This window comes from Pantoea sp. CTOTU46764, assembly GCF_031974595.1.
Lineage (GTDB): Bacteria > Pseudomonadota > Gammaproteobacteria > Enterobacterales > Enterobacteriaceae > Pantoea > Pantoea trifolii.
Window position 1 is genome coordinate 1 of record NZ_DALYOQ010000031.1, and the last position, 18,140, is coordinate 18,140.

The 18,140-nt window shown below is 55.6% G+C and carries 16 protein-coding genes; 2 read left to right on the forward strand and 14 right to left on the reverse strand.

Going from position 1 to position 18,140, the window contains the following annotated elements:
• Positions 1 to 213: 213 nt before the first annotated feature.
• From wecG to trxA, 14 genes are all read right to left on the reverse strand, one after another.
• A complete protein-coding gene (gene wecG / locus RTM06_RS12260; RefSeq protein ID WP_312182475.1) occupies positions 214 to 948 on the reverse strand; it encodes a lipopolysaccharide N-acetylmannosaminouronosyltransferase in 735 nt (244 codons plus the stop codon).
• Positions 949 to 976: 28 nt separating this feature from the next.
• Complete coding sequence (gene wzyE / locus RTM06_RS12265) at positions 977 to 2,320, reverse strand: ECA oligosaccharide polymerase (protein WP_265301672.1); 1,344 nt, start codon at positions 2,318 to 2,320, stop codon at positions 977 to 979.
• On the reverse strand, positions 2,317 to 3,387 hold the full coding sequence (locus RTM06_RS12270) for a TDP-N-acetylfucosamine:lipid II N-acetylfucosaminyltransferase (protein ID WP_312182478.1): 1,071 nt from the start codon (positions 3,385 to 3,387) through the stop codon (positions 2,317 to 2,319). Before RTM06_RS12270 ends, wzyE begins: the two co-directional genes overlap by 4 nt.
• On the reverse strand, positions 3,384 to 4,637 hold the full coding sequence (gene wzxE, locus RTM06_RS12275; protein WP_312182480.1) for a lipid III flippase WzxE: 1,254 nt from the start codon (positions 4,635 to 4,637) through the stop codon (positions 3,384 to 3,386). Before wzxE ends, RTM06_RS12270 begins: the two co-directional genes overlap by 4 nt.
• Positions 4,637 to 5,767: a dTDP-4-amino-4,6-dideoxygalactose transaminase gene (gene rffA / locus RTM06_RS12280; protein WP_008105756.1), complete on the reverse strand. Its 1,131-nt coding sequence runs from the start codon at positions 5,765 to 5,767 to the stop codon at positions 4,637 to 4,639. The genes wzxE and rffA overlap by 1 nt, the downstream gene beginning before the upstream one ends.
• Positions 5,764 to 6,462, reverse strand: coding sequence for a dTDP-4-amino-4,6-dideoxy-D-galactose acyltransferase (gene rffC / locus RTM06_RS12285; RefSeq protein ID WP_312182482.1), 699 nt, complete (start codon positions 6,460 to 6,462; stop codon positions 5,764 to 5,766). Before rffC ends, rffA begins: the two co-directional genes overlap by 4 nt.
• Positions 6,440 to 7,321, reverse strand: a complete 882-nt coding sequence (gene rfbA, locus RTM06_RS12290; RefSeq protein WP_312182484.1) for a glucose-1-phosphate thymidylyltransferase RfbA — start codon at positions 7,319 to 7,321, stop codon at positions 6,440 to 6,442. The genes rffC and rfbA overlap by 23 nt, the downstream gene beginning before the upstream one ends.
• Before the next feature lie 22 nt (positions 7,322 to 7,343).
• On the reverse strand, positions 7,344 to 8,420 hold the full coding sequence (rffG, locus tag RTM06_RS12295; RefSeq protein ID WP_312182486.1) for a dTDP-glucose 4,6-dehydratase: 1,077 nt from the start codon (positions 8,418 to 8,420) through the stop codon (positions 7,344 to 7,346).
• Complete coding sequence (wecC, locus tag RTM06_RS12300; protein ID WP_312182488.1) at positions 8,417 to 9,676, reverse strand: UDP-N-acetyl-D-mannosamine dehydrogenase; 1,260 nt, start codon at positions 9,674 to 9,676, stop codon at positions 8,417 to 8,419. Before wecC ends, rffG begins: the two co-directional genes overlap by 4 nt.
• 2 nt (positions 9,677 to 9,678) lie before the next feature.
• Positions 9,679 to 10,803: a non-hydrolyzing UDP-N-acetylglucosamine 2-epimerase gene (gene wecB, locus RTM06_RS12305; RefSeq protein WP_312182490.1), complete on the reverse strand. Its 1,125-nt coding sequence runs from the start codon at positions 10,801 to 10,803 to the stop codon at positions 9,679 to 9,681.
• A gap of 10 nt (positions 10,804 to 10,813) precedes the next feature.
• Positions 10,814 to 11,863 carry an ECA polysaccharide chain length modulation protein gene (wzzE, locus tag RTM06_RS12310; RefSeq protein WP_312182492.1) on the reverse strand — a complete coding sequence of 350 codons (1,050 nt, stop codon included), beginning with the start codon at positions 11,861 to 11,863 and terminating at the stop codon, positions 10,814 to 10,816.
• 35 nt (positions 11,864 to 11,898) lie between these two features.
• Positions 11,899 to 12,972, reverse strand: a complete 1,074-nt coding sequence (gene wecA, locus RTM06_RS12315) for a UDP-N-acetylglucosamine--undecaprenyl-phosphate N-acetylglucosaminephosphotransferase (protein ID WP_008105746.1) — start codon at positions 12,970 to 12,972, stop codon at positions 11,899 to 11,901.
• 278 nt (positions 12,973 to 13,250) lie between these two features.
• On the reverse strand, positions 13,251 to 14,510 hold the full coding sequence (gene rho / locus RTM06_RS12320; protein WP_008105744.1) for a transcription termination factor Rho: 1,260 nt from the start codon (positions 14,508 to 14,510) through the stop codon (positions 13,251 to 13,253).
• Positions 14,511 to 14,855: 345 nt separating this feature from the next.
• On the reverse strand, positions 14,856 to 15,188 hold the full coding sequence (gene trxA / locus RTM06_RS12325) for a thioredoxin TrxA (protein WP_008105741.1): 333 nt from the start codon (positions 15,186 to 15,188) through the stop codon (positions 14,856 to 14,858).
• Positions 15,189 to 15,305: 117 nt separating this feature from the next.
• Between trxA and rhlB the strand changes: the two genes are divergently transcribed.
• Positions 15,306 to 16,601, forward strand: a complete 1,296-nt coding sequence (gene rhlB / locus RTM06_RS12330; protein WP_256698022.1) for an ATP-dependent RNA helicase RhlB — start codon at positions 15,306 to 15,308, stop codon at positions 16,599 to 16,601.
• Positions 16,602 to 16,608: 7 nt separating this feature from the next.
• Complete coding sequence (gene gppA / locus RTM06_RS12335; protein WP_312182496.1) at positions 16,609 to 18,093, forward strand: guanosine-5'-triphosphate,3'-diphosphate diphosphatase; 1,485 nt, start codon at positions 16,609 to 16,611, stop codon at positions 18,091 to 18,093.
• Positions 18,094 to 18,140 lie beyond the last annotated feature (47 nt).

Below are 18,140 nucleotides of genomic sequence, written 5' to 3' on the forward strand. Positions count from 1 at the left end.
CCTGAGACCTCTGCCTCCGGAGGGCAGCGCTCTATCCAGCTGAGCTACGGGCGCGTAGCGCCGTTGCGGATGGGCATACTACGGGCTTGACCTCATGCTGTCCAGCCCTTTTTTAGAAAAAAACCGCGTTTGATTACGCTTTGTGCATTCCATCGATAATTACAGCAGTTTGAGGTGCTTACCCTCGTATTTCTGCTGAAAAAACCAGCAATTTCAGAGATCGCCGCGCCAATGGTAGCGCAAATATTTCAGCAGCTTTAATTGGCGACGCAGACGCGAAGGCTGACGAATGAGACGATAGAGCCATTCCAGTCCGGATTTTTGCCACCAAACCGGCGCGCGCTTAACGTGCCCGGTAAAAACATCATAAGTGCCACCAACGCCCATATAGAGCGCATGCGGCCAATGTGCGCGGCAATCACGCATCAATAGCTCCTGGCGCGGCGAACCTTGTGCCACCGTGACAATCTGCGCACCGCTTGCCGCAATGCGTGCAAACAGCGCGTCGCGCGCTTCAGGCACAAAGTAACCATCCTGGCTGCCAACGATATTCACATTCCACTGCTGGCGCAGCTTGTCGCAGGTTTCCTGCAGCACCGCCTGACGTCCACCAATCAGAAACACCGGAATGCCGCTGCGTCCCGCGCTCTCCATCAGCGCTTCCCAGAGATCCGCGCCCGCGATGCGGTTCACCTGCAGCTGGGGATACTTCTTACGCAGCGAACGGACGATGCTGATGCCATCTGGATATTTGAATTCGGCCTCAGCAATCAGTGCGCGCAGCTGCGCATCTTCTTCCAGCGTCAGCATTTTCTCGGCATTCATCGCCACCAGCGTGCCGCAGCGCGGCTTGCCCTCGGGCAGCAGAAAGCGCAGAAAGCTTGCCATATCTTTGAAGGCGTGAAGATCGACTCCGCGCAGGCTATAGCGCGGCTTATCGGTTTCCATGGTATGAATTTCCCGTTGTGCCCAGAGGTTAAGAAGGGCTGTGTAAAACCGGCTCGCTGCGCGGACGAATTAATCCCGCGCGCGCCAACAGCCAGTAAAGCAATTTAGCCGCCCACATGCAGGCCGCAAAAATCAAACAAAAGAACACCACGCGCGAGCCGAAAGCATCCAGCCCTTCACGTGCCAGCACGATCATATTAAATACCGCGCCGAAGCAGAAGCTCTGCAAAATCGCCCCGCTGTAACGGTTGCTGGTATCACGGCCATACAGATAAAGGTTATCGAATCCTTTCATTAGCAGGCCTACAGCCACCGCACCGATTGGGATAAACCACACGCCGCCCATCACCACCAGCGAACCCAACAGCGTCGGCGAGATCGCCAACCCGGAATGGTTGTTTAGCACTTCCCAGGTAAAGTAGTTGGCGCTGTTGAGAATGGCTGCTGGACGTCCCGGCCACATCCAGCTGGGAATGAACACGTAGAAATCACGCCAAATCGGTGCCAGGCCCTGAAAATCGATCTTGTCGTAGTTCTGCAGTAACAGCGCCAGATTTTCCCACGGCGAGAAGGTATCGCGCGTCAGATAAAGGAAGGTGTAAAACGCCTCATCGCCGACCACGTCGAGGTTATAGCGACGCAGCGCCAGCCAGAACATGCCGCCGATTGCCATCACACCGGCGCCGACCAGCATCCACAGCGTGATCCAGCCGCGCGTAATACCAATGAACAGGAACAGCGCGAAAGCGATGATGATATTGGCGCGCGTGCCGCCCACCAACGCGTAAGTCAGCAAGCCAAATGCCACCGACACCAGTAAAAACCACAGCCACTGACGTTGGGTTGGCTTGAGGAAGTAGCGAATCAGCATTGCCGGAATAAAGAAGTAGAAGAAGCGTTTGAGCGCCACGCCGGACACTTCGCTGGAGAAAATCTGGTTGTAAGCCGAAAGTCGGAACAACAGCAGGCCGTTGTGCATAAAGAACACCGTCACGGTGCCAATCGCCACCAGCGCCAGCAGCAAACAGGTCAGATTGGTTTCAACCCGATTCATCTGCAGCCAGGGCTTACGCGCAGGCGCATGGGCCGGGCGCAGTCGCACCTTGTAGCTGACGTAATAGATGGCATAAAAGCTGGTAGCGGCCAGCAGCGCCTGCAGCAGATATTCCGGCGGCACCACCGCCACGTTAAAGCGGAACACCAGCACGCTGGTCAGCGGGAAGCCGAAATAGAAGGTCAGCAAAAAGAGAATGGTGAAGAACAGGTGGAAGTTGAAACGCACCCGCTTAAATTCCCGCCAGGTTAGGGTCAGAATGAAACCCAGCGAAAACAGATAAACCACCAGCAGACCACTAAACTGCATCAGGCTCATGTTCTCTCCCTTTCACTCAGGGTAAGCGCGTCGCGCCAGCCTGCCAGATAGCCAGGGGCAAAAAAGGCAATCGATGCGTGATCACATTGCGCTAATTGCCGTTGCGCTTCGGCCACGCTGGCCGCATCCAGCGCATCTTCGCTAAACAGCACCGGCAAGCCTTGCTCGCTGAGATCGCGCCAGAACGGATTTTTGCGGTTCAGCACAAACGGAATATTGGCCTGAATCAGCAGGCATAGCGTACCAATGCCTTGCTGGCGCTCGAACATAAAATAGCCGAGCTGGCAGCGGCTAAGCAATGTCAGATAGGCATCAAAGTCGATCTTGTCGCGCAGCAACGTCACCTGCCCCGCCGGGAACAGGCGCTGCGCGGCAGCGCCAATCTCTTCGATGTAAGCATGATTATTTTGCGGATAACCGAGCGGCACGACGATTTTTACCTGTTCGCCAAACTGCGTGCGGATCGCCTCCAATCCGGCAATGTGGCGATTACTGCGATCGCCGGAGTTACCGAGCAGGATAGTGAAATCAGGATTTTCCACCTGCGCGGGCGGCGCCACATCCGGCATGCGCGTCGGGAAGTAGAGCAGCGAAGCGGGAACGCGCGGATGGCGCTGCTGGAAATGGTACAAATCACCGCGCGTCGCAAACACGCGCGCCACGCGCCCCTGCGCCATTCTGCGCAGCAGATAAAACAGTTGATACTTGAGGCCGTGCCCTTCTTCATAGAGATCCGCGCCCCATACGTGCCAGAACGCCTGCTGACGACGCAGTTTGCCGCTCAGTAAGGCTAACCAAATGCTGGGATTAAACTGGCCGTGAAAGAAGAAACGCTGCGAGCGATCGGCGGCACGCGCTATCACCGCTTGCGCCAGCGCACGCTTGCTGGCAAAGGTTTCAATCTGCAATGAGCTATACGCTTGCAGCGTCTCGGGCGCGCTGGAAACCACCATAAATTGACGTGGTGCATCGCCTGGTAGCTCGGCGCTCATCACGTCATTAAAGAAGCGCAGCACCGTATGATTGTGATGCGGGATATCCGATCCCAATACGTGAAAAGTCGTCATTTTTTCCGGCAATAAATCATGAAGGCGCCACAACACAGGGCGAAATAGAGAACGTAAGTTGCCATGTAAGCCTGCGCGGCTCCGGCAGTTCCGTGCAGCGGAATCAACCAATGAGAAAAGCCGGTCAGCAGGGCAAACTGGCTGATTTCAGTCAGAATATAGAAGCGCAGCGACGCTTTGGCGATCACCAGATATCCGAAAACATAGGCGCCGACTTTAAACACATCTCCGCACAACTGCCAGACAAAAAGGTCACGCATCGGGCTGAACTGTGGCGAAAACAGCAGCCAGATAGCGACATCGCGTAGCAGCCATACACAGAAACTGGCCGCCGCGACGGCAGGTAATACAAAGCGCAGTGCACGCCCAATCTCACGCGCGATTTGCGGCTTCTGCTCCAGCCGCGCCAGCGTGGGCAGCAGCCAGACGCTGAAAGTGGCGGTGATAAATTGCAGATAAGCATCGGAAATGCTGGTCACGCCCTGCCATAAACCCACCTGCGACCAGCCTTGTTGCTCAGCCAGCAGATTTCGCATCATCACCCACGCCACCGGCAAGGTGAACGAGGTGATCAGCGCCATCAGCGTAAACTTCGCCAGATTGCGCGCCAGTTCGGGATGCCAGGTTGGCATCAGCCAGCTCAGCGGCAAGCGATCGCGATGGCGACGCAGCATCAGCAATGCTGGAAACACCAGTAGCGCCGGTACCAGCGCCAATCCCACTAACGCACCGGCATAGCCGCTCAGCCACCAGCACAGCACATAACCCAGCACGCCCACTACACTTCCAGCAATCAGCGCCAGCGCGTTACCGCGCGCATCGCGAAAACCTTTCAGCAACGCTAGCGCCAGGTTGGCCCAGGCAATACCGAGTTGCAGAAAGGCGACAATGCGCACCACGTTGGCATATTCAGCATGACCAAACAGCGCCGTGCTGATCGGCGACGCCGCCAGCAAAAACAGCAGCGCCAGCAGCGTTGAAAAGCCGAGCACAATAGCCGAAGCCGTGCCGGTGACCGCGCGTAACTGCTGCGGCTGTTGCTGATGTTGCGCGACTAGCGTAGTGACGCCGTTAAAGATGCCCGCGCCCGCCAGCACGCCGAGTACGGTAATTAACTGGCGGAAGTTACCGGCTTGCCCGATCCCTTCCGGCCCGAAACTCACCGCCAGCAGTTTCACTACCAGCAGGCCAGCAACGATTTTTACCAGCGTCGAAGCGGCGGTCCAGACTGAAGCTTTTGCTAATGACATCAGGCAAAGAAACTCAGCAGCGAACTGATCACCGTACGCTGATTGTTATCCGATAAGTTGTAGAACAGCGGCAGGCGCAGCAGGCGCTCGCTTTCACGCGTGGTAAAGGCATCATCACCGTGGAAGCGGCCAAAACGTTCACCCGCTGGCGACGAATGCAGCGGGATGTAGTGGAACACCGTGAGGATTTCCGCCTCTTTCATCCAGTTGATCAGCGCCTGACGATCGTCGCTGTCGCGCAGCTTGATGTAGAACATGTGCGCATTGTGGCGGCAATTTTTTGGCACTACCGGCAACTCAATACGGCCCGCAGCTGCCAGCGGCTGGAGCGCATCGTAGTAGCGCTGCCATAAACGCAAACGTTGCTGATTAATCTGCTCCGCCGCTTCCAGCTGCGCCCACAAATAGGCTGCTTGCAGATCCGCCATCAAATAGCTGGAGCCGATATCGCGCCAGGTATATTTATCCACCTGACCACGGAAAAACTGGCTGCGATTAGTGCCTTTTTCACGAATGATCTCGGCCCGATCCACCAGCTTCGCGTCATTAATCAGCGTTGCGCCGCCTTCACCGCCCGCTGTGTAGTTTTTGGTTTCGTGGAAGCTAAAGCAGCCAATATGACCAATGGTGCCCAGCGCGCGTCCTTTGTACTGCGACATCACGCCCTGCGCGGCATCCTCGATCACATAGAGTTTATGCTTCGCCGCCAGCGCCATGATGCTGTCCATCTCGCAGGCCACGCCCGCGTAATGTACTGGCACGATGGCGCGGGTTTTCGGCGTGATCGCCGCTTCAATCAGCGTTTCGTCGATATTCAACGTATCGGGACGCACGTCGACAAACACGATGGTCGCGCCGCGCAGCACAAAGGCGTTGGCGGTGGAGACGAAGGTATAGCTCGGCATGATCACTTCATCGCCGGGCTGCAGATCGATCAGCAGCGCCGCCATCTCCAGCGACGCAGTGCAGGATGGCGTCAGCAGCACTTTTTTGCTGCCGAAATGTTGTTCCATCCACTGCTGGCAGCGGCGAGTAAAGCCGCCATCGCCGCACAGCTTGCCGCTGGCCATCGCCGACTGCATATATTCAACTTCGCTGCCGACAATCGGCGGCGCATTAAATGGGATCATGAGGCTTTCCTGTAGAACCAGTAAGCGGTGCTTTCCAGCCGCGCACCGCTGCGTAAATAGAGGCGCATCGCCGTGAGATTGCTGAGCTGGGTCGCCACGCGCAGATACGTTAGCTGACGCACGCGGCCCCAGTCGGCGGCAGCGAGCAGCAGGCGCTGGCCGACGCCGCAGCCTTGTGCGGCTGGCAATACCGCCAGCAGACCGATGCGCATTTCGCCGTCAGTTTCGCGCATCGAGACAAATCCTTGCAGCGCACCCTGCTCATCGCAGGCCACCAAACATTGATTATCGAAGGTGCCGCGCACGGCATTTTCAATCCACTGCGCGTAAAAACGTCCGCTTTCTGCCGCCGCAAACCACGGCGCGCGGAAACGACTCTGGCTAAACGCCTGCGCAGCCGCTTCACGCAGTGCCGGGATTTGTGCTTCCCGCGCAATGCGCACGCCAACTTGCCGCTCAGTATGTTTGATACTGAGGGAGAGATCGGCTTCGCCTTCGACCAACTGAAAACCGTGCTGGCTCAGTGCATCAATGGCATCAACACGTTCAGCGGGCACCTTCACTTGCCACAGCGCATACGGCTGCTGAAGCGCCTCGGCCAGCGGCAGATCGCCATCCAGCGACAAGCGCGCGCTGTTCTGACCGAAGAAGTCATTTTCCCACGTGAGGGGATCAATATTGACGCGGACGGGCATTGTGAACATCCAGCAGATACTGGCCGTAGCCGGTTTTGGTTAGCGCCTGAGCCGCGGCTAAAAGCTGGGCATCGCTTAGCCAGCCGTTACGCCATGCAATCTCTTCCAGGCAGGCAATTTTAAAGCCCTGACGTTTTTCCACCGTCTGCACAAACATACTTGCCTCAATCAGGCTGTCGTGCGTGCCGGTATCCAGCCAGGCAAATCCGCGCCCCAGTAACTCTACTGAAAGCTCGCCCTGATCGAGATACATCTGATTAATGGCGGTGATTTCCAGCTCACCCCGTTCGGAAGGTTTCACCTGTTTGGCAAACTCCACCACGCGGTTATCGTAAAAATAGAGGCCGGTTACCGCCCAGCGCGATTTCGGCTGCTGCGGTTTCTCTTCAATGGAGAGCGCGTTGAAATCGTCATCAAACTCCACCACGCCAAAACGTTCCGGATCCATCACCTGATAGGCAAAAACGGTCGCGCCGCTGCTGCGCGCGGCCACTTTCTTCAGTTTGGGGCTGAATCCTTGCCCGAAATAAAGATTGTCGCCCAGCACCAGACAACAGTTATCGTCGCCGATAAAGGATTCACCAATAATAAACGCCTGCGCCAACCCATCCGGGCTCGGCTGCTCGGCATAGGCAAGCTGCAAACCGAATTCACTGCCGTCGCCCAGCAGGCGTTCAAAGTGGGCACGATCTTCCGGCGTGGTGATGATCAGAATTTCACGGATTCCCGCCAGCATCAGTACCGACAGCGGATAGTAAATCATCGGCTTGTCGTACACCGGCAACAGCTGTTTCGAGATGGCGCGAGTGATCGGATGCAAACGCGTACCCGAACCTCCGGCTAAAATGATGCCTTTCATCGCTGCTCCTTCATCATGGGTTTCAGCGCGGCGTGGCTAAGCCTAAACGCTCGCCACGATAGCTGCCGTTAAGAATCGACTGCCACCATTGCGGATTGGCCAGATACCACTGCACCGTTTTGCGGATACCGCTCTCAAAGGTTTCCTGCGGCGTCCAACCCAGCTCGCGCGCGATTTTACTGGCATCAATGGCGTAGCGCTGATCGTGGCCGGGACGATCGGTAACAAAGGTAATCAGGTCACGATAACGAGCCAGATGCGGCGCACGCTGCTGCGGTGCCAGTTCATCCAGCAGATCGCACAGCGTTTCCACTACCTCAAGATTACGTCGTTCATTGTGGCCACCAATATTGTAGGTTTCCCCCACTTTTCCGCTGCTCACCACGCTATACAGCGCCCGCGCGTGATCCTCTACGTACAGCCAGTCACGTATCTGGCTGCCATTGCCATACACCGGTAGCGGTTTGCCCGCCAGTGCATTGATGATGGTGAGCGGGATCAGCTTCTCAGGAAAATGATACGGACCGTAATTGTTAGAACAGTTGGTGATGATGACCGGCAAACCGTAAGTACGCAGCCAGGCGCGCACCAAGTGATCGCTGCTGGCTTTGGTCGCCGAATAGGGGCTGCTCGGCGCGTATGGCGTGGTTTCAGTAAAGAAGTCGTCGCTACCGTGCAGGTCACCAAACACTTCATCGGTGGAGATATGATGCAGAATGAAGCCTTTTTTGCGTTCATCTGCCATGCCATTCCAGTAATGACGTGCCGCTTCTAGCAGCTGATAGGTGCCGACAATATTGGTTTCGACGAAGGCGATTGGCCCATCGATCGAACGGTCAACATGGCTTTCCGCCGCCAGATGCATAATACAATCCGGCTGATACTGCGCCATAACGCGATCCAGCTCGGCGCGATGGCAAATATCCACCTGCTCGAAAGCGAAACGTGCATCCTGTTGCACCGGTGCCAGCGACGCCAGATTGCCGGCATAGCTCAGCTTATCGACCACCACCACGCGGTGATCGGTGTGTTCAATCAGAAAGCGCACCAGCGCCGAACCGATAAAACCTGCGCCGCCGGTGATCAGAAACTGTTTCATCGCCAAACGCCTTTGGTATCAACAATCCACGGCTGGGCAATCTGTGCCGCATCAATCGCGCGGAACTGGGCGTGATCAACCAGCATCACCAGAATATCCGCCTTCTGCAACGCTACGTCAGTGGCAACCAGCGTGGCTTCGTGCGCCAGACGTTGTGGAATGTCTTTTACATGCGGTTCAACCACCCAGGTTTTGCCGCTGTGCCATTCGGCAATCCGATGGGCGACGCTCATCGCCGGGCTTTCGCGCAGGTCATCAATATTCGGTTTGAAGGCCAGACCAAAACAGGCAATGGTGACATCGCTGGCGCGTTTACCGCTGGCGGTAAGGCACTCTGCTAACGCCTGTTTTACCTGATCCAGCACCCAACCTGGTTTGGCGTCATTCACTTCGCGCGCGGTGCGAATCAGTCGCGCCTGCTCGGGATTTTGCGCCACGATAAACCACGGATCGACGGCGATACAGTGCCCGCCGACGCCCGGTCCGGGTTGCAGGATGTTGACGCGCGGATGGCGATTCGCCAGCGCGATTAGCTCCCACACGTTGATGCCCTGCTCGGCGCAAATCAGCGACAGCTCATTGGCAAAGGCGATGTTCACATCGCGGAAGCTATTTTCTGTCAATTTGCACATCTCGGCGGTGCGCGCATGGGTCTCCACACACGCGCCGCGCAGGAAAATGCGATACAACTCGCTGGCGCGTGCGGAACAGGCTGGCGTCATGCCGCCAATCACGCGATCGTTTTCCAGCAGTTCGACCATCACTTTGCCGGGCAACACGCGCTCCGGGCAGTAAGCGATAAACACATCGCACGCATCACCGTGCTGCGGGAAACGCAGATCGGGACGCGCCGCCGCCAGCCATTCCGCCATTTGCTCGGTGGCACCTACTGGCGACGTGGATTCGAGGATCACCAGATCGCCCGCTTTAAGTACTGGCGCAATTGACAGCGCCGCAGCCTGCACATAGCTGAGATCCGGCTGATGGTCGCCGATAAACGGCGTGGGCACGGCAATCAGGAACGCATCGGCGGCTTCGGCCTGCGTGGTGGCACGCAGATGACCGGCACGCACCGCTTCGCGCACCACATCACCCAGCTCGGGTTCCACGATATGGATATCGCCGCGATTAATGGTTTCAACGGCGCGGACATTAATATCCACGCCAACGACTTTCTTTCCCATTGAGGCAAAAACGGCCGCCGTTGGCAGCCCAATGTAGCCCAGTCCGATAACGGAAATGGTTTCAAAACGCATGGTTAGACTCTGTGTTGTTTTAGGGCCTGCAAGATGCGCGCGCAGGCATGGCCATCGCCATACGGATTGTGCGCGCGGCTCATTGCCTGCCAGGCTTCATCGTCCTGCAACAGCAGGCTGACTTCAGCGACAATTTTACTGATATCGGTGCCGACCAGTTTCACCGTACCTGCGTCCACGGCTTCCGGACGCTCGGTGGTATCGCGCATAACCAGCACCGGTTTACCTAATGACGGCGCTTCTTCCTGAATGCCGCCGGAATCGGTAAGAATCAGCCATGAGCGATTCATCAGCCAGACAAACGGCAGATACTCTTGCGGCTCAATCAGGATGATGTTTTCAATGCCGCTGAGAATGCGATTAACCGGTTCGCTGACGTTGGGATTGAGGTGCACAGGATAGACAATTTGCACCTGCGGATGCTGGCGCGCGATGTGCGCCAGCGCACTGCAAATGCGTTCGAAGCCGTCGCCAAAACTTTCGCGGCGATGGCCCGTGACCAGAATCAGCTTTTTGTCGGCATCGAGGAACGGATAGCGCGCGGCAAGGCGCGCATTGAGATCGGCATCGTCCAGCACGCGGTCACGCACCCACAGCAGCGCATCAATCACTGTGTTGCCGGTGACAAAAATGCGCGCATCCGGCAGATTCTCACGCAGCAGGTTTTGCCGCGAATTTTGCGTCGGCGTGAAGTGATAGCTGGCAAGATGGCCGGTGAGCGTGCGATTGGCCTCTTCGGGCCACGGCGACATCAGATTACCGGTTCGTAAACCCGCTTCCACATGGCCGACCGGAATCTGGTGATAAAACGCTGCCAGGCTCGCCGCAAACGTGGTGGTGGTATCGCCGTGCACTAACACCACATCCGGCTGGAAATCGGTCAGAACGGTTTTCATGCCCTGCAGAATGCGGCTGGTGATCTCCGTCAGCCCTTGTTCCGGACGCATGATATTCAGATCATAATCAGGCTGCAGCTGGAACAAACGCAGCACCTGATCGAGCATTTCACGATGTTGTGCGGTGACGCATAAGCGCGACTCGAACGCAGCATCCTGCGCCAGCGCCTGCACCAGCGGAGCCATTTTGATCGCTTCAGGACGCGTGCCAAATACCGTAAGAACTTTCACGTGGCTTCTCTTAATGGCTCGTTGCTAACGTTGAACGCGGACGACGCACCAGCGCCACTCCCGCACCGACCAGCGCGCCAATCACGCCCCACATGATCATCATAAACAGGCGGCGCGGACTATCGCGCGACACCGGCTCTTCCGGAGTGCGCAAGTAGCGGTAAGTCTGGAATTGTTGATCCAGACGCGGCCCGGCCTGCAGCGTACTCAGCATCGCTTTGTTTTGATCATAGCTTAAATCGTAAGCAGGTCCGCTGGCTTGTAAAGTGTCGAGTTGCGCCTGTAGCATTTGCTGCCCCAGCAGGAAACGATCGCTGTCTGGCAGCGCCTCGCCGGTTGCCGGCGCGCGGTTCTCTTTGATGCCCTGCTCGCTCGCCACTTTCAGCGCCTGCTCGATGCGCTGGCGTTGTCGTTCAAATACCGCCTGCGCCACTTCCTGCTGGCGATTAACCTGCGACGCCAACTGCAAGCTGCGCGCCTGCCAGGCACCTTTTAGTTCCGCATTCAGATGACGCGCTGCACGCTCGCTGGCGTAGGCAATATATTGACGCAGCAGATTGTTAGCATCGCTGGCGGTTTCGGCGACCAGCTTGATGTTATCTAAGATATTGCGCGCCGGGTCGGCAGCGGTGAACTGAATGTTGGTGATCAGGTCGTCGAGCAGCGCCGCATCGTTGTGCGCGTTACCGCTTTTGCGGCTTTTGAAGTATTCGGTCTGCTGCCAGAAATCACGGCGCGTATCCCAGGATGCCAGCTGCATGGTGAACTCCTGATAAACCTCATCCATCACGGTTGGGGCTGGCGAGCTGAGATTGAGCGTATTAGTGCGCACATCCAGATTATTAAGGAATTGTTGCTGCACGAAGAAATCACCCAACATATTCACCGTTGGACGATCGGTCACCGCCGTGGTGCTCCACGCTTGCTTCATTAACATCGATGCCAGCCAGGCGACCAGCGCAAACAGCAGCGCCAAGCCGATTATCCAGCGTTTACCACGCCAGAGCGTGCAGCCAAGGCCACGCATATCCAGTTCGTTCTCCACAACGACAGAGGTCATAACAAAATCCTTATCAGGGTACTTTTCTGGGTAATTTATTTTTTATCTTCGCTGCTTTGCCAGCGACGTTTAATGCGACGGATTTTGCGCGCCACGCGCCAGGCGTGTTTCAGACAATAGCCGTAAAGGAGGAACGCCATCATGAACAGCACCAGCATCACCCATTCCGGGATGAAAGCCAGATACTCGCCGAGCACACCAATACCCGCCAGAATCGCGGCGGCGACGGTAATCAGCAGGAACGCCTGACGTGAAGTGAATCCGGCACGCATGATCAAATGGTGGATGTGCTGGCGGTCAGCGGAAAACGGACTCATGCCTTTGCGCAAACGGCGATACATAATCGCCACCATATCCATCAGCGGAATGGCGATGAGCCACAGCGCGGTGACGGGCGTAATCGGATGGCTGAGGCCTTGGGTGGTTTCCAGCAAAATCCAGATGATGGTGAAACCGATCATGGTGCTGCCGGCATCGCCCATAAACACTTTGTAGCGACGGCCAATCAAACCGAGATTGAGCAGGATATAAGGAATGGTGGCGGCGATCATTGCAAAGCACCACATGGCGAGGCTAGTCTGGCCATCGAAATAGAGAATGATGCCGATGGCAGCAAAGGTGACGCTGGAGAGACCGCCAAGCAGACCATCAATGCCATCCACCATATTGAACGCGTTGATGGCGGCCCAGACGGCGAACAGCGTCAATACGTAGCCAAAAGGACCGACGATCAACTCAACTGGCCCAATAATAAAGCCCAGGCTGAGCAGATAGAGTTTGGCGCCGACCATCATCACAATGGCGACCGCCGCCTGCACCAGCGCGCGGATTTTAACGCTGATATCGAAGCGATCGTCCAGTGCGCCAACCAACACCAATACGCCCGCGCAGCTCAGATAAAGCATCGCGTGCGGCAAATAATAATTTGAGATGGCAAATGCGAAGCAGATCCCCGCGTACACGGAAATGCCGCCAACTAACGGAATGGCGCCATGGTGCCTTTTTCTGGAGTTTGGTGTGTCCACGAGCCCAATTTTTTTAGCTGCTTTGCGAGCAAAAAACAGGAACACTAAAGTAAAAAGAAAAACCAAACCAAGCTCAGTACTCATAGTGAGTAAATTCACGTTAATGCTCTCAGCTAAAATCGTGGACAACAATATGCAAAACACCTGCCATTGCCATATATCCCTATTCCGAATTCTGCTACAGAAAAGTCTGATTGCTGAAAAAGCAAGCGCATCTCTGCCACAGTCATCATACAAGCTTCCTGACTGCGCTAATCCTAATGCCCATAAATAAAAAACGCCACGTTAAGACGTGGCGTTAGCAATATTTCCTGGCAAATTGTGCGAATCACCGCTTGGCTTAGCGACTCGCCGATCGCAACTTAGGAACGCTTCATCATATCGAAGAATTCGTCGTTGGTTTTGGTCATGGCCAGTTTGTTGATGAGGAACTCCATCGCGTCGATTTCACCCATTGGATGGATGATTTTGCGCAGGATCCACATTTTCTGCAGCTCTTCCTGTGTGGTGAGCAGCTCTTCTTTACGGGTACCGGAACGATTGTAATCAATCGCTGGGAATACACGCTTCTCAGCGATTTTACGCGAGAGGTGCAATTCCATGTTACCTGTACCTTTAAACTCTTCGTAAATCACTTCGTCCATCTTCGAACCGGTATCAACCAGCGCGGTCGCGATGATGGTCAGGCTGCCGCCCTCTTCCACGTTACGTGCCGCACCGAAGAAACGCTTCGGACGATGCAAGGCGTTGGCATCCACACCACCAGTCAGGACTTTACCTGATGCTGGAACCACGGTGTTGTAGGCACGCGCCAGACGCGTGATGGAGTCAAGCAGGATGATCACGTCTTTCTTGTGCTCAACCAAGCGCTTGGCCTTCTCGATCACCATCTCAGCAACCTGCACGTGACGTGATGCTGGCTCATCAAAGGTCGAAGCGATAACTTCACCTTTAACCAGACGCTGCATCTCGGTCACTTCTTCTGGACGTTCGTCAATCAGCAGCACCATCAGCAGGCAATCTGGATAGTTGTAAGCGATGCTCTGCGCGATGTTCTGCAGCAGCATGGTTTTACCCGCTTTCGGCGGCGCCACAATCAGACCACGTTGACCACGACCAATCGGAGAAGCCAGATCCAGCACGCGTGCAGTCAGGTCTTCAGTCGAGCCATTACCGCGTTCCATACGCATACGCTTGCTGGCGTGCAGCGGCGTAAGGTTTTCGAACAGAATCTTATTACGCGCGTTTTCCGGCTTGTCGTAGTTAACTTCGTTAACTTTCAACAGCGCAAAGTAGCGTTCACCTTCTTTTGGCGGGCGAATCTTGCCAGAAATGGTGTCACCAGTGCGGAGGTTGAAACGGCGGATTTGGCTAGGAGAGACGTAGATATCATCGGGACCGGCGAGGTAGGAGCTATCTCCAGAACGGAGGAAACCAAATCCGTCCTGCAATATCTCCAGCACACCATCACCAAAGATGTCTTCGCCGCTTTTTGCGTGCTGTTTCAGGATAGAGAAAATAATATCCTGCTTGCGCATACGCGCCTGGTTTTCCAGCCCCATATTTTCGCCGAGGGTAATCAGCTCAGAAACCGGCGTATTCTTTAATTCGGTAAGATTCATAGTGATGGGTTCTTAAACTCGGGGTAATTCTCGAAATGATTGTCGTGAGTGGTATGGCAAAAATTCCATGCCTGTTAATGGCTCTTTTTCAACTCAGCTCGACGATTATCGTCAGATGTGGCGATAGGAAACGAGGAGACGGTCGAAAGATGATGCCGAATGTGCTAGTCATCAGATTGCCAAACCACGATAACGTTCATTGCGAGTAGGGTCTGACAAGGGAAAACTTAGATGCAAACTACAAGGTAAGAGCGTAATGCAGTGAACTCAACTTAACACGCTTAAAGTGAGACGTCCAGCAGTGGCGAAAAAATTCACCACTGCCGAACAAACACCCTGCTGGGCTTAGGCCAGGTTGGCGTTCAGGAACTCTTTCAACTGTCCTTTAGACAGTGCGCCAACCTTGGTTGCCGCCACTTCGCCGTTCTTGAACAGCAGCAGAGTTGGGATACCGCGGATGCCGTATTTCGGCGCCGTACCCGGGTTGTCATCAATATTCAACTTAGCGATGGTAAGTTTACCTTCGTACTCTTCTGCGACTTCGTCGAGAATTGGGGCGATCATTTTGCAAGGACCACACCATTCAGCCCAGAAATCAACCAGAGTGACACCGTCTGCTTTCAGTACGTCTGTGTCGAAACTGTCATCGGTCAAGTGAACGATCTTATCGCTGCTCATGTTTAACTCCAAAAGATTGCGCCTGGCGAATTGGCGGAAATGATACCAACGTAGGTTGACTTTATTTCATCGGATACGCTTTCGTAAAGCGCTAGTAAGCTGATATTCTACCACACTATGAGCAAAACACACTTAACTGAACAGAAGTTTTCCGACTTCGCCCTGCACCCTCAGGTGATAGAAGCCCTTGATACTAAAGGCTTTAGCCACTGCACGCCTATTCAGGCGCTCGCGTTGCCTCTTACGCTTACAGGGCGTGATGTTGCGGGTCAGGCGCAAACCGGTACCGGCAAAACGATGGCGTTCCTTACGTCAACGTTTCATTATCTTCTTTCTCATCCTGCCGCAGAAGGTCGCCAGACTAATCAGCCACGTGCGCTGATCATGGCCCCAACGCGTGAGCTCGCCGTACAAATCCATGCCGATGCTGAACCATTAGCGAAGGTCACTGGCTTAAAGCTGGGCCTGGCTTATGGTGGCGACGGCTACGATAAACAGCTGAAAGTGCTGGCTGATGGTGTCGATATTCTGGTGGGCACCACCGGACGTCTGATCGACTATGCCAAGCAGAACCACGTCAACCTGGGCGCGATTCAGGTTGTTGTGCTGGATGAAGCCGATCGCATGTTCGATCTCGGCTTTATTAAAGACATTCGTTGGCTGTTCCGCCGCATGCCGCCGGCCACCCAACGCCTGAGTATGCTGTTCTCTGCGACCTTGTCTTACCGCGTGCGTGAACTGGCATTTGAGCACATGAACAACGCCGAATACGTGGAAGTTGAGCCTGAGCAGAAAACCGGCCACCGCATTAAAGAAGAGCTTTTCTATCCTTCGAATGAAGAGAAAATGCGCTTGCTGCAGACGTTGGTAGAAGAAGAGTGGCCAGATCGCGCCATCATCTTTGCTAACACCAAGCACCGCTGCGAAGACATTTGGGGCCATCTGGCTGCCGATGGTCATCGCGTGGGTCTGCTGACCGGTGATGTGGCGCAGAAAAAACGTCTGCGTATTCTCGACGACTTCACCAAAGGCGATGTGGATATCCTGGTTGCCACCGACGTCGCGGCACGTGGTCTGCACATTCCTGCCGTCACGCATGTGTTCAACTACGATCTGCCTGACGATCGCGAAGACTACGTTCACCGTATCGGCCGCACTGGCCGCGCGGGCGCCAGCGGTCACTCCATCAGCCTGGCATGCGAAGAGTACGCGCTGAACCTGCCGGCAATCGAAGAGTACATCGGTCACGGTATTCCGGTGAGCAAGTACAACAGCGATGCCTTACTGAATGAACTGCCACCGCCGAAGCGTCTGCAACGCAGTCGTTCAGGAAACGGTCCACGCCGTGGCGGGAACAACAATAACCGTCGGAGCGGCGCGCCGCGCAATAGCAACCGTAAACGTTCGGGTTAAGCACACCATGCTAAGCGCATCGTCACTTTATGCAGCGATTGATTTAGGTTCTAACAGCTTTCATATGTTGGTGGTGCGCGAGGTGTCTGGCAGTATTCAGACCGTCGCGCGGATAAAGCGCAAAGTGCGTCTGGCGGCTGGCCTCGACAAAGCGAATCATCTCTCTGCCGAGGCGATGCAACGCGGCTGGCAGTGCCTGAAGTTGTTCTCCGAACAGCTACAGGATATTCCTGCGGAACAAATCCGCGTGGTGGCAACCGCCACGCTGCGCCTTGCTGAAAATGCGCAGGATTTCCTCACAACGGCAGAACAGATTCTTGGCTGCGCGGTGAATGTCATTAGCGGCGAAGAGGAAGCGCGCCTGATTTATCAGGGCGTAGCGCATACCACTGGCGGTTCGGATCAGCGTTTAGTGGTTGATATCGGCGGCGGCAGCACCGAACTGGTGACCGGCGAAGGTTCGCATGCCACCACGCTGTTCAGCTTGTCGATGGGCTGCGTAACCTGGCTTGAACGCTATTTCAGCGATCGTCATCTGGCAAAAGAGAATTTTGAGCAGGCCGAACTGGCCGCGCGCGAGATGATCCGTCCGGTGGCCGCTGCGCTGCGCGAGAAAGGCTGGCAAATCTGTGTCGGCGCGTCAGGCACCGTACAAGCGTTGCAGGAAATTATGATGGCGCAGGGCATGGATGAGCACATCACCCTGAGCAAGCTGCAACAGTTGAAACAACGCGCGATTCAGTGCGGCAAGCTGGAAGAGCTGGAAATTGAAGGTTTGACGCTGGAGCGCGCTTTAGTGTTCCCGAGCGGTTTATCGATCCTCATCGCTATCTTCCAGGAACTGAGCATTGAAGGTATGACGCTGGCCGGTGGCGCCCTGCGCGAAGGCTTAGTATATGGCATGCTGCATCTGCCGGTTGATCGCGATATCCGCAGCCGCACATTGCAGAACGTGCAGCGTCGTTTTGCCATTGATATTGATCAGGCCGGTCGTGTGCGTCAGTTGGCGGAGAGCTTCTTCCGTCAGGTGAGCAGCAGCTGGAAGCTGGATAACCGATGTCGTGATCTGCTACTTAGCGCCTGTTCCATCCACGAAATTGGCCTGAGTGTCGATTTCCGCCAGGCACCGCAGCATGCCGCATACCTGATTCGCCATCTCGATCTTCCTGGCTTCACTCCCGCACAGAAAAAAATGCTGGCTTGCCTGCTGCAGAACCAAAGCGGCAGCATTGATCTGGCGTTGCTGACGCAACAAAACGCCGTGCCGCCGCGCATGGCGGAGCGTTTGAGCCGCTTGCTGCGTTTAGCGATTATTTTCTCAAGCCGTCGTCGCGATGACACTTTGCCTGCCGTGCGTTTACAGGCGGATGATGATGCGCTGCATTTGACGCTGCCAGCCGGTTGGCGCGAAGTGCATCCATTGCGTTCTGAGCTGCTGGAGCAGGAGAGTCATTATCAGTCGTACGTGCACTGGTTATTGACGATTTCCTGATTTGGCATGTGCTGGCTGCCCCCCATCCCGGCCTTCCCCCGCAAGCG

What these genes read in the sequence shown, in the direction of transcription:
- wecG (WP_312182475.1), bottom strand. Translation starts at nt 948, where the DNA reads ATGGAAACCGATAAGCCGCGCTATAGCCTGCGCGGAGTCGATCTTCAC.
- wzyE (WP_265301672.1), bottom strand. Translation starts at nt 2,320, where the DNA reads ATGAGCCTGATGCAGTTTAGTGGTCTGCTGGTGGTTTATCTGTTTTCG.
- RTM06_RS12270 (WP_312182478.1), bottom strand. Translation starts at nt 3,387, where the DNA reads ATGACGACTTTTCACGTATTGGGATCGGATATCCCGCATCACAATCAT.
- wzxE (WP_312182480.1), bottom strand. Translation starts at nt 4,637, where the DNA reads ATGTCATTAGCAAAAGCTTCAGTCTGGACCGCCGCTTCGACGCTGGTA.
- rffA (WP_008105756.1), bottom strand. Translation starts at nt 5,767, where the DNA reads ATGATCCCATTTAATGCGCCGCCGATTGTCGGCAGCGAAGTTGAATAT.
- rffC (WP_312182482.1), bottom strand. Translation starts at nt 6,462, where the DNA reads ATGCCCGTCCGCGTCAATATTGATCCCCTCACGTGGGAAAATGACTTC.
- rfbA (WP_312182484.1), bottom strand. Translation starts at nt 7,321, where the DNA reads ATGAAAGGCATCATTTTAGCCGGAGGTTCGGGTACGCGTTTGCATCCG.
- rffG (WP_312182486.1), bottom strand. Translation starts at nt 8,420, where the DNA reads ATGAAACAGTTTCTGATCACCGGCGGCGCAGGTTTTATCGGTTCGGCG.
- wecC (WP_312182488.1), bottom strand. Translation starts at nt 9,676, where the DNA reads ATGCGTTTTGAAACCATTTCCGTTATCGGACTGGGCTACATTGGGCTG.
- wzzE (WP_312182492.1), bottom strand. Translation starts at nt 11,863, where the DNA reads ATGACCTCTGTCGTTGTGGAGAACGAACTGGATATGCGTGGCCTTGGC.
- wecA (WP_008105746.1), bottom strand. Translation starts at nt 12,972, where the DNA reads ATGAGTACTGAGCTTGGTTTGGTTTTTCTTTTTACTTTAGTGTTCCTG.
- rho (WP_008105744.1), bottom strand. Translation starts at nt 14,510, where the DNA reads ATGAATCTTACCGAATTAAAGAATACGCCGGTTTCTGAGCTGATTACC.
- trxA (WP_008105741.1), bottom strand. Translation starts at nt 15,188, where the DNA reads ATGAGCAGCGATAAGATCGTTCACTTGACCGATGACAGTTTCGACACA.
- rhlB (WP_256698022.1), top strand. Translation starts at nt 15,306, where the DNA reads ATGAGCAAAACACACTTAACTGAACAGAAGTTTTCCGACTTCGCCCTG.
- gppA (WP_312182496.1), top strand. Translation starts at nt 16,609, where the DNA reads ATGCTAAGCGCATCGTCACTTTATGCAGCGATTGATTTAGGTTCTAAC.